The organism is Pigmentiphaga sp. GD03639 (assembly GCF_029845405.1).
GTDB lineage: Bacteria > Pseudomonadota > Gammaproteobacteria > Burkholderiales > Burkholderiaceae_B > Pigmentiphaga > Pigmentiphaga daeguensis.
Genome location: NZ_JAOCLR010000001.1, coordinates 155458 through 169427, shown reverse-complemented (window position 1 = coordinate 169427; position 13970 = coordinate 155458). Strand labels below are relative to the sequence as shown.

Below are 13970 nucleotides of genomic sequence, written 5' to 3'. Positions count from 1 at the left end.
ACCGGCTGGGCATGGCCATGGTACGCAAAACGAAAGAGGAAGCGCTCGAAACCCGCACCCGCATTCTCGAAACCGCCGAGCAGATCTTCAGCGAACAAGGCGTCTCGCACACGTCGCTGCAAGATATCGCGGCGGCCGCCAATGTAACCCGTGGCGCGATCTACTGGCACTTCAAGAACAAGACGGACCTGCTGGACGCGATGCTGCAGCGGGTCAAGATGCCGATCGAGGATGCGCTCGAGCGCAGTTGCGACGCCAACTCCCCGGATCCGCTCAACCAGTTGCGGCGCAGCGCCGTCGGCGCCATGCAATTGATCTCCGAGGGCGCGAGCGCGCAGCGGGTCTGTGAGATCCTGCTGTTCAAGTGCGAATATGTGGCGGAAACGGCGGACATGCGCCGTCGCCACGTGGAAAGCCGCAAGGTCGCCCTGGGCCGCTACGAAGACGGCTTCCGCCGCGCCATCGCCCTGGGGCAGCTTCCGCCCCACACCGACCCGCGCATAGCCGCCCTGGGCCTGCACGCCATCATGCATGGCCTGTTCATGGACTGGATGCTGGAACCGGGCGACTTCGACATCACCGAAGTGGGCGGCCGCGTCATCGACGACTTCCTGGCGGGGCTGAAGATCAGCCCGCCGCCGGCCCGGGCCGGCTGAGGCGCGAGCGCTACCTGCGCTGCTCCACCTCGTAGGTGACGTCCCGGACCTGTCCGTTCGTGTCGGGGAAACGATCGAAGATCGCCCGCACGAGGTAGGGCATCACCTGCGGAATGGAGTCGCCCGAGCCGGTGCTCACGGCCGTGGACTCGTAGACTTTCTGCCCGTTCTGCCTGGCGTCCCGGATCTCCACCCGCAGCGACGCGCGGGATGCGTCTACCGTGGTGGACGTCCAGGTCGGCGGATACGGGGGCCCCCAGGCAAAGCCCATGCCGCCGCGGCCGCGATAGCCGAAGCCGCCCCAGCCGTAGCCCCACGGCCCCCAGGGCCCGTAGAAGGGATCGTAGGCCGGACGCTCGATGCGCACCTGCACCGGCTCGACGCCGTACGAGAAGCTGACGGTGAAGCGGGCGGGCTTGCCCGCCTCGGCCTCGACCATGCCGGTGGGGCCGATGCCCGACCGGATCATGTCGGCGTATTCGCGATATTCCAGGCTGTCCCGCTGCGCCGCGGACGTATCGAATTTCCAGGTGGCGCCGACGGCATCGGCCGGCCATTGCTGGAAGGTCGTGACGCGGGCCGGCACCGTGGTCGCGCAGCCCGCGAGCAACGCCACGGCGGCCACCTTCGCGACGCGGCTGGCCCATGTCCAGCCGCCCCGTCCGAAGAAAGAATTACATTTGGATATCGACATGGTGCTTTCGCGTCCGCAGCAAGAATCGTAATTTAACCGTTATGGCGCTTGGACCGACACGAGGTGTTTCGGTTCTCGGCCGACGCGTCCCGCCCCGCCCCGCTACAATCCCATCCCTGCGCCGCCACTCGTTTCCGCCATCATGCGTACCGATACTCCCGTCACCATCAGACGCCAGAATTACCTTCCGTTTCCGTATGACATCGCGACGGTCAGGCTGGAATTCGACCTCGACCCCGCCGACACCCTGGTCCGTTCGCTGCTGGAGGTACGGCGTACCGGCGAAGGCCCGCTGGTCCTGGACGGCGAGGAACTGGAACTGGTCGCCGTCAAGGTGGACGGCCGGGACTGGAGCGGACACTACCAGGTGGACGGCAGCACCCTGACGCTGGACGACCTGGGCGTCCAGGCGCAGGTCGAGATCGTCTCGCGCTGCCGGCCCGAGGCCAATTCGGCGCTGATGGGGCTTTATATCTCGAACGGCGTCTTCTTCACGCAGTGCGAGGCCGAGGGCTTTCGCCGCATCACCTGGTTCCCCGACCGGCCCGACGTCATGTCGCGGTATTCGGTGGTGCTGCGGGCCGACAAGAAACGCTTCCCGCAATTGCTGTCCAACGGCAACCTGGTCAAGCAGGCCGACCTGCCCGATGGCCGCCACGAAGCGCATTGGGAAGACCCCTTTCCCAAGCCCTGCTACCTCTTCGCGCTGGTCGCGGGCACCCTGACCTGGCGCGAGTCCCGCATGCGCACCCGCTCGGGCCGCGAGGTGCTGCTGCAGGTCTACAGCGACCCCGGCAGCGAGGCCAAGACGCAGTACGCGCTGGAGTCGCTGGAGCGCGCCGTGCGCTGGGACGAGCAACGCTTCTCGCTCGAACTGGACCTGGACCGCTTCATGATCGTGGCCGCCCGCGATTTCAACATGGGCGCCATGGAGAACAAGGGCCTGAACATCTTCAACGCCGCCTACGTGCTGGCCGACCCGGAAAGCGCCACCGACGCCAACTTCAGCGCGATCGAAGCGGTGATCGGGCACGAGTATTTCCACAACTGGACCGGCAACCGCGTCACCTGCCGCGACTGGTTCCAACTGAGCCTGAAGGAAGGCCTGACCGTCTTCCGCGACCAGGAATTCACCGCCGACATGATGGCGCAGGGACTGGACGCGCAGGCGGCCGCCAGCGCGCGCACGGTCAAGCGCATCGACGACGTCGTGACGCTGCGGGCCGCGCAGTTCCCCGAGGATGCCGGCCCGATGGCGCACCCCATCCGGCCCGAGAGCTACCAGGAGATCGGCAACTTCTATACCGCCACGGTCTACGAGAAAGGGGCGGAAGTCATTCGCATGCAGCAGACCCTGCTGACGCCCGCGGGCTTCACGCGCGGGCTGGCCGAGTACTTCCGCCGGCACGATGGCCAGGCCGTCACCTGCGACGACTTCGTCGCCGCGATGGAGTCGGTCTACGTGCAGGATCACCCCGGACGCGACCTGTCCGTGTTCAGGCGCTGGTACAGCCAGGCCGGCACGCCGCGGGTGCGGGTGACGATCGAGCACGACGCCGCAACGCGGCGGTGCACGGTCACGCTCGCCCAGCGCTGCGAACCCGTGGGCGTGGAGCGCCTGCCGGGCGCGCCGGCCAAGCAGCCCTTCCACATTCCCTTCGCCATCGGCCTGCTGGATGCCCAAGGCCGGGCCCTGCCGCTCGAGCAGGCGGGCGGACACGAGGTGCGCGACACCGCGCTGCTCGAACTGACCACCGAGCACGCGCAATGGACGTTCGAGAACATCGACGCCAGGCCGGTACCCTCGCTGCTGCGCGACTTTTCCGCGCCGGTCATCGTCGAATACGACTACACCGATCACGAGCTCGCGCTGCTGATGAAGCACGATGGCAATGCCTTCGCCCGCTGGGAAGCCGGACAGCAACTGGCTACCCGCGTCATCCTGGCGGCCACTCGCGAACGGCAGGAGGGCAAGCCCTTCGTGCTGCATGGCGACTTCATCGAAGCCTGGCGCTCGGTGCTGGCCGCGCCGGGGCTGGATGCCGCCTACCGGGCTCGCGCCCTGACGCTGCCGTCGGAGAAGACGCTGGCCGAACACATGGCCAAGGTCGATCCGGTGGCGCTGGCCGCCGTGCGCGACGAAACCCTGGGCGCGCTCGGCCGCGCGCTGGCGGACGACTGGCGCGCCGCCATCGATGCCAACCAGACGCCGGGGGACTATTCGCCCGATCCGGTCAGCGCGGGCAAGCGCGCGCTGAAGAACCTCGCGCTGGCCACGCTGATGGCCGGCCGCGTGGACGGCGCGGCGGAACTGGCACTGCGCCAATACGACACGGCGCGCAACATGACGGACCGGCTGTCGGCCCTCTCCTCGCTGGTCAACTTCGGCGCGCCAGACGCCGCCGCGCGGGTGCTGGCCGACTTCTACGACCGCTGGCAGGACGACCCGCTGGTGGTGGACAAATGGTTCACCCTGCAGGCGACCGCCCGGGGCACCACGGTCCAGACCGTGGAAGGCCTGATGGCCCATCCGGCGTTCTCGCTGCGCAATCCCAACCGCGCCCGCTCGCTGGTCTTCCAGTTCTGCCTGAACAATCCCTACGGCTTCCATCGCGCCGACGGCAGCGGCTACCGCTACTGGGCCAGCCAGGTCCTGGCGCTGGACGCCCTCAACCCGGAAATCGCGGCTCGCCTGGCCCGTGCGCTGGACCGCTGGGTCCGCTACGTACCCGAACTGAGCGACCCCATGCGCCAGGCGCTGCAGCAGGTGCGCAGCCATCCCGGCCTGTCGCGCAACGTCACCGAAATCGTTTCTAAAGCCCTGGAGATCGCCGCATGAAGCGCAAGACGCTTACCCAATTCCTGATCGAGCAGCAGCGCGGGGCCGCCGCCCTGCCCGCCGAAGTCCGCCTGCTGGTCGAAATCGTCGCCCGCGCCTGCAAGGCCATCGGCCACGCGGTCGGCAAGGGCGCGCTGGGCGGCGTGCTCGGCAGCCTGGAAACCGAGAACGTCCAGGGCGAGGTGCAGAAGAAGCTGGACGTGCTGTCCAACGAAATCCTGCTGGAAGCCAACGAGTGGGGTGGCCAGCTGGCGGCCATGGCCTCCGAGGAAATGGAGACCGTCCACCTCATTCCCACCCACTACCCCAAGGGTGAATACCTGCTGCTGTTCGACCCGCTGGACGGCTCCAGCAACATCGACGTGAACGTGTCCATCGGCACGATCTTCTCGGTGCTGCGCGCGCCCGCCGAGGCCCGTGGCCGCGAGATCACCGAGCAGGACTTCCTGCAGCCGGGCTCGCAGCAGGTCGTGGCGGGCTACGCGCTTTACGGCCCGCAGACCATGCTGATCCTGACCGTGGGCACCGGCGTGTTCGGCTTCACCCTGGACCGCGAAGTCGGCTCGTGGGTGCTGACCCAGGAAAACATCCGCATTCCCGCCGACACCAAGGAATTCGCGATCAACATGTCCAACATGCGCCACTGGGCACCGCCGGTGCGGCGCTACATCGAGGAATGCCTGGCCGGCAAGACCGGACCGCGCGGCAAGGACTTCAACATGCGCTGGATCGCCTCCATGGTGGCCGACGTGCACCGCATCCTGAACCGCGGCGGCATCTTCATGTACCCGTGGGATGCGCGCGAACCGACCAAGCCCGGCAAGCTGCGCCTGATGTACGAAGCCAACCCGATGAGCATGCTGGTGGAACAGGCCGGCGGCGCCTCGACCAACGGCCTGCAGCGCATCCTGGACATCGAGCCCGCCGCGCTGCACGAACGCGTCAGCGTGATCCTGGGCTCGAAGAACGAAGTCGACCTCGTCACGAGCTATCACAAAGACGCGAGCAACTGATCCAGGAAACCGCGGATCCGGCTTTGCCAGGCCGCGCGCATCGCCCCTCGGGACCCGGCGCCGGGCCGCCCCGAGGCGGGTCCCGGCCCCCTTGAGGGGCTGCCGCGTAGCGGCTGGGGGCCCACCATGCGGGGCGCGCGTCAGCGCGTCGGGGGGGAAACCTCCCCTAGAACAGTTCGAAGTACTCGCGCTGTTCCCACTCGCTCACTTCGAGATTGAAGCGGGCGATCTCGGCTTCCTTGATGTGGCAGAAGTAATCCACGAAGCCGGCCCCCAGCCCCTCGCGCAGCACCGGATCGTCGCGCAAGCATCCCAGCGCCTCGGTCAGCGTATGCGGCAGGCTGGCGGCCTGGGTCTCGTAGGGCGCATCGGCCGACGGCCCGGGATCGAGGGCGCGGGCGATGCCATCCATGCCCGACAGCACCTGGGACGCGAAATACAGGTAGGGATTCGCCGCGGGTTCGCCCACCCGGTTCTCGATACGGGTCGCGGAGTCGCCCACGCCGCCCAGCACGCGCAGCATGACGCCACGGTTGTCCCGTCCCCAGATCGCCCGATCGGGCGCGAGCGAATACGGCCGGTAGCGCTTGTAGCCGTTGAGCGTCGGCGTGGACAGCGCGGTGGCGCCGCAGGCGTGGGCGAGCAGCCCGCCCAGGTAGTGGCGCCCCACCGGCGACAGGTCCTGGCCCGCCTCGGCGGGCACGAAGGCATTGCTGCCGTCGGACAGGCGGCGCAGGGATTGATGCAGGTGCCAGCCGCTGGACACGACGTTCGGGATGCGCGGGCGGCACATGAAAGTGGCATGGAAGCCTTCGCGGCGGCAGACCTGCTTGACCGCGTTGCGGAACAGGATCATGTCGTCGGCGGTCTTGAGCGCATCGCCCGGCGCGAAGGTGAACTCGAACTGGCTGGGACCGAACTCCACTTCCAGCGAACGCAGCGGGAGGTCCAGTTGCTGCGTGGTCTTGCGCACCAGTTCCATGACCGCGTCGACCGCGTCATAGCGCAGCTCGGTCAGGTACTGGTAGCCGTGCGACATCAGTTCGACATCCGGGGGCACGCCTGGCTGGCCGGGCTGGCCCGCGTCTTCCGGGCGCATGTGATGCTGCGCCACCCTGAAGACGTGGCACTCGACCTCCAGCCCCGTGATCAGGCCATACCCGGCTTCGTTCAGGTTCGCCAGCGTCTTGCGGAACAGCTGGCGGGTATCGAACGGCACGGGTACGCCGGTCTGGAAGTACGTGTCGCACAACAGCCAGCCGGTATTGGGCGCCCAGGGCAGGACCTTGAACGTGGTGGGATCGGCCACCATCAGCACGTCGGCGGCGCCCTGCATCTCGGGGCGGCTGAAGCCGCCGCCGGACGTGAACACCGGGAACACCGTCCGGTGCGACGTATCCTTGGCGTACATGGTGGTGGTGATGGTGACGCCGCTCTTGAGCGCGCGCACCGCCTCCTGGGCCACCAGCGTCTTGCCGCGCAGGATCCCGTGCTGGTCGGGGAAGGAAAAACGCACGACATCCAGCTTGCCGCTCTCGAGGGCGGCGATGACGTCGCGGGCGGCTTGCTGCTGGACCTCGGACCACAGGCCGAACCGATCAACGAAAGACATGTCGCCCCCTACGCGGCCCACTCGGAACTCTTGCGGCGCTTCTCGTCCGCGACCTTCCAGTAATCGCTCCAGGTATCGTCCGGGCCGATGCCGTCGATGGACGGCGGGCCGGTGAATTCGCCCGCCTGCGACTCATCGATCATCATCAGGGCCTTTTCGCCACGCTCGGCCTGGTCGATGGCCTCGAGCAGCAGGCGACGATAGGCGACGATGCCCTTGTCGGTGGAGCCCAGGTGCTCGCGGGTACGGTCCTGGATCTTGCCTTGCGATTCCACGGCCCACTGGTCGTGCACGTTGATGTCGTGCCCCATCCCGGTGTAGGTCTGCGTCGCCTGCTCCTTGGCGTTGTATCCGTAGTTGTTGAAACGGCCCACGCGCGGCATGTAGTCCGGCAGCTCGTACAGCGCCAGGCGCTGCTCGCGCATCTGCTGCTTGTTCACCGGCTGGCCGAAGCTGGTGAAGATGGCGTACCAGTAGCAGCTTTCGTCATCGATGGGCACATGCCATTGGGCGATCGTCATCTCGGAGCTCATGGGAATGATGAAGGCCTGGGGGAAGACGAGATTGGTCACGCGCACGTGGGTCTGCTCGCCGCCCAGCCGGCGCAGCGCGGTCAGGCGCAGCCCGTAGTTGGCCGGATCGACCTTGATCTCGGGGCGGTCGTACTCGCGCAGCACCTTGGTGATGGGCAGGTTGGAGTCGGCCGACGCGCCGCGGAACTGCTTGCCGTAGCTGGCCTCGGTATCGCCGTCCTCGAAGAAGCGGTGCAGGTACGAAGCGTGGGCGGGGTCGATGCCGACCTCCAGCGCCTGCAGCCAGTTGCAGTCGAGATAGCCCTTGAAGGCGAAGGTGTATTCGTTCGGGGCGACGAAGCAGTCGAAGTGGGGAAACGCCGGAGGCTCGCCTTCGCCGATGTAGGCGAACAGGAGGCCGCTCTTCTCGACCACGGGATAGGACTTCTGCCTGATGCGCTGGGGCAGCTTGCTGCCTTCCGGCTCGGCCGGCGTTTCCAGACAGGCGCCATCGACGTCGAACAGCCAGCCATGGAACAGGCAGCGCAGTCCGCCATCCTCCAGGCGCCCGAAGGCCAGGTCGGCGCCGCGGTGCGGACAGTCCCGATCGAGCAGGCCGTAGCGTCCCTGCTCGTCGCGGAACAAGACGAAGTCCTGCCCCATGAGCTTGACCGGGCGGACCGGGCGATCGCCCTCCAGTTCGTCGACCAGGGCAACGGGCTGCCAGTACCGGCGCAGCAGGTTGCCGGCCGGCGTACCCACCCCCACGCGGGTGATGCGTTGATTCTGTTCAGGGGACATACGAACTCCAATGGGACGATGCGATGTATGCAAGATACTATTCTATGGATCCAACGATGTAAACCCATGCCATGCCGATCTTGATCACGCATTATTGCGAAGAATGCCATGAATCATTAATTATCTTTATTTTTCAAAAACTTAAACAACCACATCGTTTTCCCTAGCCTGACCTTGAACGGGGGCCTCCATAGCTGAAGAATGCCCCAGAATCATAAAACTGGATCCAGCCAATCAATTGGATACAATGAGCGCCGGTGATCGCGCCGCGCCTCGAGGGGCACGCGCCGCACCCGCAAAGGAGAGCGACATTGGAATCGCAACAGACGCGCGTATTGGTGCAACTGCGGGACCTGATACTCAAAGGGGAATTCACGCCCGGCGAACGTCTGGCCGAGATTCCGCTGGCCGAGAAGCTGGGCGTGTCGCGCACGCCCATTCGCCTGGCGCTGGCCGCCCTGGAACAGGAAGGGCTGATCGAGCCCTCGCCCACCAACGGCTACATGATGCGGCGCTTCACGCCGCGCGAGATCCACGATGCGATCGCGGTGCGCGGCCACCTGGAAGGCATGGCCGCCCGTCTGGTGGCCGAGCATGGCGTCTCGCGCCAGTTGTCGCTGGACCTGCGGGCCTGCCTGCAGGACGGCGACCGCGCGGTCAACAAGGCCGAGATGACCTATGACGACTATGCCCTGTACGGGGAAATGAACGATCGCTTCCATAAGCTGATCATCGATGCCGCCGGCAACTTCGCCCTGGCGCGCGCCATAGAAATGAACAATCGCCTGCCCTTCGCCTCGCCCAGCACCATGCTGCCGATGCAGAACACCGGGGACGAACGGCAGAAGTGGATGGTCTACGCCCACTTGCAGCATCACCGGCTGGTCCAGGCCATGGAGAAAGGCGAAGGTGCCCGTGCGCAGGCGCTGGCCGAGGAACACGTGGATGTCGCGCAAATGAACCTGGAATACGCGCTCGAGCGCCCGGAAACGGCGGCCCAGTTGCTGCCCGCCATGAAGATCGTCCTGGGCAAGGCCTGACGCATGGCCCTCGACAGAGGTTCCCAACGCACCGATTGGCCCGGTGTCGGCCTGGGCGTGGCCTGCGGCATCCTGGTCGCCCTGTGCGTGGGCAAGATGCCCCCCGCGCTGCCGCTGCTGCAGCAGGACCTGGGCTTGAGCCTGCGCGAGGTAGGCTGGGTCGTTTCCTTGTTCAGCACCATTGCCACCCTGTGCGCGGCAGGCATGGGACTCGTCTCCGGCCGCGTCGGCGCCTGGCGCTTCACCCTCGCCGGCCTATGCGCGCTGATGGCCGGGGGGCTGCTGGGCGCGGTATCCGACAGCTATGCCATGCTGCTGGCCAGCCGCATCCTGGAAGGCACCGGGCAGATCGCAATCGTCGTGTCGGTACCCGCCCTGCTGACGGCGCTCAGCGCGCCGCACCAGACCCGCCTGGTGCTGGCCCTTTGGTCGGCCTACATGCCGCTGGGCATCAGCTTCGCGCTGCTGACGGCACCGTTGCTGCTCGAGGACGGCCACTGGCGCCTGCTATGGACGCTGATCGCCGGCGTGACGGCCGTGTGCGCGGTCTGGATGGGACACTGGCGCAAGCGCTATGTCCATGCCAGGCCGGCGGCGCGCTCGCTGGACTGGCGCAAGCTGACGGGCGGGCTGCGCCAGCTCGTGCCCTGGGTGCTGGGGCTCTCGTTCACGTTCTACGCCATCCAGTTCTTCACGGTAATGACCTTCCTGCCGACCTGGGCCATCCAGGAACGCGGGCTGTCGCTGCGCACCGCCTCCCTGCTGACCGCCGTCGTGATCTTCTTCAACGCCGGCGGCTCGGTGCTCGGCGCCTCGCTGTTGCAGCGCGGCCTGCGCGGCAGCTCGCTGATCATGACGGCCCATGTCGTCGTCGGCCTGTCGGCCTGCGCGATCTTCTCGGATTGGCTGCCGGATGCCGTCCGCTTCATGGCCTGCCTGAGCCTGAACCTGATCGGCGGCACCCTGCCGGCGGCCACCTTGTCGGCATCGCCGCGCCTGGCCAAGAGTCCGGACCAGATCGCCAGCCTCCAGGGGCTGTTCCTGCAGGGCTCCAACCTGGGCCAGTTCGCGGCCGCCCCGCTGGTGACCTGGGCCGTCACGCTGTCCGGCCCGGTGCCGGACTGGTCCCATGCCCTGCCGCTGATGGCGCTGTGCGCCACGACCGGCCTGGCCCTGGGAACGTTCGCCCGCTCGCGGGGACTATGAAAAACGGCCATGGCGCTCGCCGCCATGGCCGTTGCCTGCTGCCCCGAGGCCGCGCCTCTGGCTCAGATGTAGATGATCAGCGCGACCACGCCAATGATCAGGGCTGCCTTGGTCAGCCGGTAAACCGTGCGGTTCCAGTTCTTGAGCCTGCGGCGATACTGCCCGGCCACCCAGACGACATAGAACAGCTTGTTGATCAGGCCTGTCTTGTCGCCCTCTTCATTGGGCGAACTGGCGGCGGTCATGACCTTGCGCCCCATCCACTTGTTGAAGGCCTGCGCCCAGCGGTAGCGCAGCGGACGCTCGACGTCGCAGAACAGGATGATGCGGTCGCGGTCCGTCCCGTTCTCGGCCCAGTGGATGAAGGTCTCGTCGAACACCACGCTCTGCCCGTCGCGCCAGCTGTAGCGCTCGCCGTCCACCTCGATGAAGCAGCGGTCGTCGTTCGGCGTCTCCAGCCCCAGGTGGTAGCGCAGCGAGCCGGCGAACGGATCGCGGTGGGGATTGAGCTTCGCCCCGGGCGGCAGTTCGGCGAACATGGCGGCCTTGACCTCGGGAATGCCGCGCAGGATCTCGACCGTGCGGGGGCAGTACTCGTGCGCGGACGGATGCTGGGCCTCGTACCACTTCAGGTAGAACCGTTTCCAGCCCGACTTGAAGAAGGAGTTGAAACCCGCGTCGTTGTTCTTTTCCGCCGCGCGGATGCGCTGCGCGTCGCGCAGTTTCACCGCCTCGTCGCGGATGACCTCCCAGTTGTCGTCCAGCGCCTGCAGCGCCGGCAATTGCCGCACCGGGATGTACGGCACGGCGGGCACCCGGGAAAACAGGTACATGAACGCGTTGACGGGTGCCACGATCGAGGAATGGTCGAACAACTGCCTGAAGAAGCGCAGCCGGACCTTGCCCCGGAAGTGCACGTAGCCGATGGCGCCCAGGTACAGCGCGACGATGATCCATTTCATGTTCAGTCCTATCCCCCTACACCTCTAGTACGGTGGAGCCGGTGGTCTTGCGGGCGGCCAGCGACTCGTGGGCCTGGGCGATGTCCTCGAGCTTGAAGCGCTGCTCGATGCGCGGCTTGATCTTGCCCGCGACGACCAGCTCGAACAGGTCGGCCGCCGCGGCCTGCATTTTTTCCAGGGTATCCACGTGATGCGCCACGGTGGGCCGCGTCACGAACAGCGATCCCTTCTGCGCCAGGATGCCCAGGTTGACCCCGGTGACCGCGCCCGACGCGTTGCCGAAGCTGACCATCAGGCCCCGCTGCTGCAGGCAGTCGAGCGACGTTTCCCAGGTGTCCTTGCCCACGCCGTCGTAGACCACCGGCACTTTCTTGCCCTTGGTCAGCTCGAGCACGCGCTCGGCCACGTTCTCGCGGCTGTAGTCGATGACCTGCCACGCGCCGTTGGCCTTGGCCAGCGCCGCCTTTTCCGGCGAGGACACCGTACCGATCAGTTTTACGCCCAAAGCCTTCGCCCACTGGCATGCGATCAGGCCGACGCCGCCGGCCGCGGCGTGGAACAGGATGGTCTCGTTGCCCTGCAGGCGGTAGGTCTGGCGGAACAGGTACTGCACCGTCAGCCCCTTGAGCATGATGGCCGCGGCCTGGTCGAAACCGACGCCGTCCGGGATGCGGACCACCTGGAAGGCGGGCATGTTGCGCACTTCCGCATAGGCGCCCAGCGGGCTCTGCCCATAGGCCACGCGGTCGCCCACCTTCAGGTGCCGGACCTTGGGCCCCACAGCGTCGACCACGCCCGCCGCCTCGAACCCCAGCACGGCGGGCAGCCGGGCAGGATACAGGCCGGTGCGGAAATAGATGTCGATGAAATTCAGGCCGACCGCGTGCTGCCGGATCCGGACTTCGCCGGGACCGGGGGCGGGCACGTCGACGTCAACCAGCTTGAGCACTTCGGGGCCGCCATGCTGCTCGATGCGTATCGCCTTGGACATCTGGAATCTCCTTGATGGGCAATGGTCATGCCGCATTCTAATCGCGCATACAATCGCGGAGAATATCGGCCGCGCCGAGGCGCCGTCCGCCCATCCTCAAGGTACGCATGTGAAGACCGATCCGCGCTTTCCCAACCTGTTCATCCTCGATCACCCGCTGATCCAGCACAAGCTGACCCACATGCGCGACAAGAACACGTCGACGCGGACGTTCCGCCAGTTGCTGCGCGAAATCTCGCAACTGATGGGCTACGAGGTCACCCGCAACCTGCCGCTGGCGCTGCGCCCCATCGAGACGCCCATGACGCCGATGGACGCACCGGTGATCGCCGGCAAGAAGCTCGCCGTGGTGCCGGTGCTGCGCGCGGGCAGCGGCATGGCGGACGGACTGCTGGACCTGGTGCCCTCGGCCCGCGTCGGCCATATCGGCCTGTATCGCGACGATCAGCACCGGCCGGTGGAATACCTCGTGCGCCTGCCGGAGCTGGAAGGCCGCACCTTCATCCTGTGCGATCCGATGATAGGCACGGGCTATTCGGCCGCCCACGCCGTGGAGGCGTTGAAAAAGCGCGGCGTGCCGGCCTCGAACATCATCTTCGTCGCGCTGGTGGCCTCGCCCGAGGGCATGCAGGTCTATTGCGACCACCACCCCGACGTTCCCATGTACCTGGCGTCGCTGGACGACTACCTGGACGAGAACGCCTACATCGTGCCGGGGCTGGGCGACGCCGGCGACCGCCTCTTCGGGACCAAGAACTAGGCCGGCGTCCCCCGGGCTCCTACCAGGCCGACGCATCGCCCGCGCCCGCCGGCCCCGACGCTGCCACCAGCGCCGCCAGCACGCCGGCGGTCTCGGCATCCAGCACGCCGTCGTAGCGCGCGGGCCGGTAGTGCATCTGGAACGCCGCGACGACCGCCCGCATCTCGCGCTCGGGCGCCTCGAGGGGCGGCACCGCATAGCCCACCCGGGCCAGTTGCTGCCGGACCGAAGCCATGTCGGGCAGCCCCTGGGCAGCGAAGCGCGCCCCCAGCGCCTGGGCCACCGATTCGTCATACCATCGCCCCACGCCCTCGCGCGCCAGTTCGCGCCACGGAAACAGCGGCCCGGGGTCCTGCTTGCGCAGCGGCGCGATGTCGCTGTGGCCGACGATGTTCTCGGGCGCGACGCCGTGGCGCTCGGCAATGTCTCGCACCAGCGCCTTCACGGCCCGGATCAGCGACGGCCGGTACGGCTGCCAGGCCGGCGTACCGTCGGCGGCGGTCCCGACCGGGCCGCGATTGACGATCTCTATGCCTATCGAACTGCGATTGAGCCAGGTATAGCCGCCCCACTCGCTCTGGCCGGCATGCCAGGCGGCGCGGCTCTCGTCCACCAGCCGGTAGATGCGCGGCGGCTCGTCGTCGGTGATCAGGTAATGGCTGCTGACCTCGCCCTGGCTGAGTATGCCCAGCGCCCGCGGCGACTCGGACACCGTGTAGTGGAGCACGATGAACCGCACGCGGCTGCCCTGGCTGCGTGCGCTGACGGACGTGTCGATGTCCAGGCCGGCCTTGCCTGGCGCCATCGGGGCACACCCCTGGAGCACCAGCAGGCCGGCAAGCCCGAGCATGGCCAGGGGCCGGGAAAGGTAAGACCGGGTCATC

General features: G+C 67.1%; 12 protein-coding genes. 6 read left to right on the top strand and 6 right to left on the bottom strand.

Translation table 11 applies throughout. From position 1 onward, the window contains the following. Positions 1-17 precede the first annotated feature (17 nt). Entirely contained in the window at positions 18-656 is a 639-nt protein-coding gene (locus N5K27_RS00825; RefSeq protein WP_165963284.1) for a TetR family transcriptional regulator, read from the top strand. Positions 657-666: 10 nt separating this feature from the next. On the opposite strand, the gene N5K27_RS00820 is transcribed toward N5K27_RS00825, so the two are convergent. After that, positions 667-1350, bottom strand: coding sequence for a DUF4136 domain-containing protein (locus N5K27_RS00820; RefSeq protein WP_279813797.1), 684 nt, complete (start codon positions 1348-1350; stop codon positions 667-669). Positions 1351-1492: 142 nt separating this feature from the next. On the opposite strand from N5K27_RS00820, the gene pepN reads away from it, so the two are divergent. Then, positions 1493-4189 carry an aminopeptidase N gene (gene pepN, locus N5K27_RS00815; protein ID WP_087841817.1) on the top strand — a complete coding sequence of 899 codons (2697 nt, stop codon included), beginning with the start codon at positions 1493-1495 and terminating at the stop codon, positions 4187-4189. Then, a complete protein-coding gene (locus tag N5K27_RS00810) occupies positions 4186-5202 on the top strand; it encodes a class 1 fructose-bisphosphatase (RefSeq protein ID WP_279813791.1) in 1017 nt (338 codons plus the stop codon). Before pepN ends, N5K27_RS00810 begins: the two co-directional genes overlap by 4 nt. A gap of 166 nt (positions 5203-5368) precedes the next feature. Here the strand turns inward: N5K27_RS00810 and N5K27_RS00805 are convergent, their stop codons facing one another. Then, on the bottom strand, positions 5369-6814 hold the full coding sequence (locus tag N5K27_RS00805) for a glutamine synthetase family protein (protein WP_132980393.1): 1446 nt from the start codon (positions 6812-6814) through the stop codon (positions 5369-5371). Between the two features lie 8 nt (positions 6815-6822). Beyond that, positions 6823-8127 (bottom strand): aromatic ring-hydroxylating dioxygenase subunit alpha, encoded by a 1305-nt coding sequence (locus N5K27_RS00800; protein ID WP_087841030.1) that lies wholly within the window; start codon positions 8125-8127, stop codon positions 6823-6825. A gap of 311 nt (positions 8128-8438) precedes the next feature. On the opposite strand from N5K27_RS00800, the gene N5K27_RS00795 reads away from it, so the two are divergent. Then, positions 8439-9167 carry a GntR family transcriptional regulator gene (locus tag N5K27_RS00795; protein ID WP_087841029.1) on the top strand — a complete coding sequence of 243 codons (729 nt, stop codon included), beginning with the start codon at positions 8439-8441 and terminating at the stop codon, positions 9165-9167. A 3-nt stretch (positions 9168-9170) separates the two neighbouring features. After that, positions 9171-10373 carry an MFS transporter gene (locus N5K27_RS00790; RefSeq protein WP_279813785.1) on the top strand — a complete coding sequence of 401 codons (1203 nt, stop codon included), beginning with the start codon at positions 9171-9173 and terminating at the stop codon, positions 10371-10373. 62 nt (positions 10374-10435) lie between these two features. On the opposite strand, the gene lpxO is transcribed toward N5K27_RS00790, so the two are convergent. Together lpxO and N5K27_RS00780 are read right to left on the bottom strand one after the other, a co-directional pair. Beyond that, positions 10436-11335 carry a lipid A hydroxylase LpxO gene (gene lpxO, locus N5K27_RS00785; protein WP_087841027.1) on the bottom strand — a complete coding sequence of 300 codons (900 nt, stop codon included), beginning with the start codon at positions 11333-11335 and terminating at the stop codon, positions 10436-10438. Between the two features lie 16 nt (positions 11336-11351). Further along, positions 11352-12326, bottom strand: coding sequence for a quinone oxidoreductase (locus N5K27_RS00780; protein WP_279813782.1), 975 nt, complete (start codon positions 12324-12326; stop codon positions 11352-11354). Positions 12327-12435: 109 nt separating this feature from the next. Between N5K27_RS00780 and upp the strand changes: the two genes are divergently transcribed. Beyond that, on the top strand, positions 12436-13086 hold the full coding sequence (upp, locus tag N5K27_RS00775; RefSeq protein WP_087841025.1) for a uracil phosphoribosyltransferase: 651 nt from the start codon (positions 12436-12438) through the stop codon (positions 13084-13086). 19 nt (positions 13087-13105) lie between these two features. Here the strand turns inward: upp and N5K27_RS00770 are convergent, their stop codons facing one another. Then, positions 13106-13969 (bottom strand): N-acetylmuramoyl-L-alanine amidase, encoded by an 864-nt coding sequence (locus tag N5K27_RS00770; RefSeq protein WP_279813777.1) that lies wholly within the window; start codon positions 13967-13969, stop codon positions 13106-13108. Position 13970: the final 1 nt, after the last annotated feature.

What these genes read in the sequence shown, in the direction of transcription:
- N5K27_RS00825 (WP_165963284.1), top strand. Translation starts at nt 18, where the DNA reads ATGGTACGCAAAACGAAAGAGGAAGCGCTCGAAACCCGCACCCGCATT.
- N5K27_RS00820 (WP_279813797.1), bottom strand. Translation starts at nt 1,350, where the DNA reads ATGTCGATATCCAAATGTAATTCTTTCTTCGGACGGGGCGGCTGGACA.
- pepN (WP_087841817.1), top strand. Translation starts at nt 1,493, where the DNA reads ATGCGTACCGATACTCCCGTCACCATCAGACGCCAGAATTACCTTCCG.
- N5K27_RS00810 (WP_279813791.1), top strand. Translation starts at nt 4,186, where the DNA reads ATGAAGCGCAAGACGCTTACCCAATTCCTGATCGAGCAGCAGCGCGGG.
- N5K27_RS00805 (WP_132980393.1), bottom strand. Translation starts at nt 6,814, where the DNA reads ATGTCTTTCGTTGATCGGTTCGGCCTGTGGTCCGAGGTCCAGCAGCAA.
- N5K27_RS00800 (WP_087841030.1), bottom strand. Translation starts at nt 8,127, where the DNA reads ATGTCCCCTGAACAGAATCAACGCATCACCCGCGTGGGGGTGGGTACG.
- N5K27_RS00790 (WP_279813785.1), top strand. Translation starts at nt 9,171, where the DNA reads ATGGCCCTCGACAGAGGTTCCCAACGCACCGATTGGCCCGGTGTCGGC.
- lpxO (WP_087841027.1), bottom strand. Translation starts at nt 11,335, where the DNA reads ATGAAATGGATCATCGTCGCGCTGTACCTGGGCGCCATCGGCTACGTG.
- N5K27_RS00780 (WP_279813782.1), bottom strand. Translation starts at nt 12,326, where the DNA reads ATGTCCAAGGCGATACGCATCGAGCAGCATGGCGGCCCCGAAGTGCTC.
- N5K27_RS00770 (WP_279813777.1), bottom strand. Translation starts at nt 13,969, where the DNA reads ATGACCCGGTCTTACCTTTCCCGGCCCCTGGCCATGCTCGGGCTTGCC.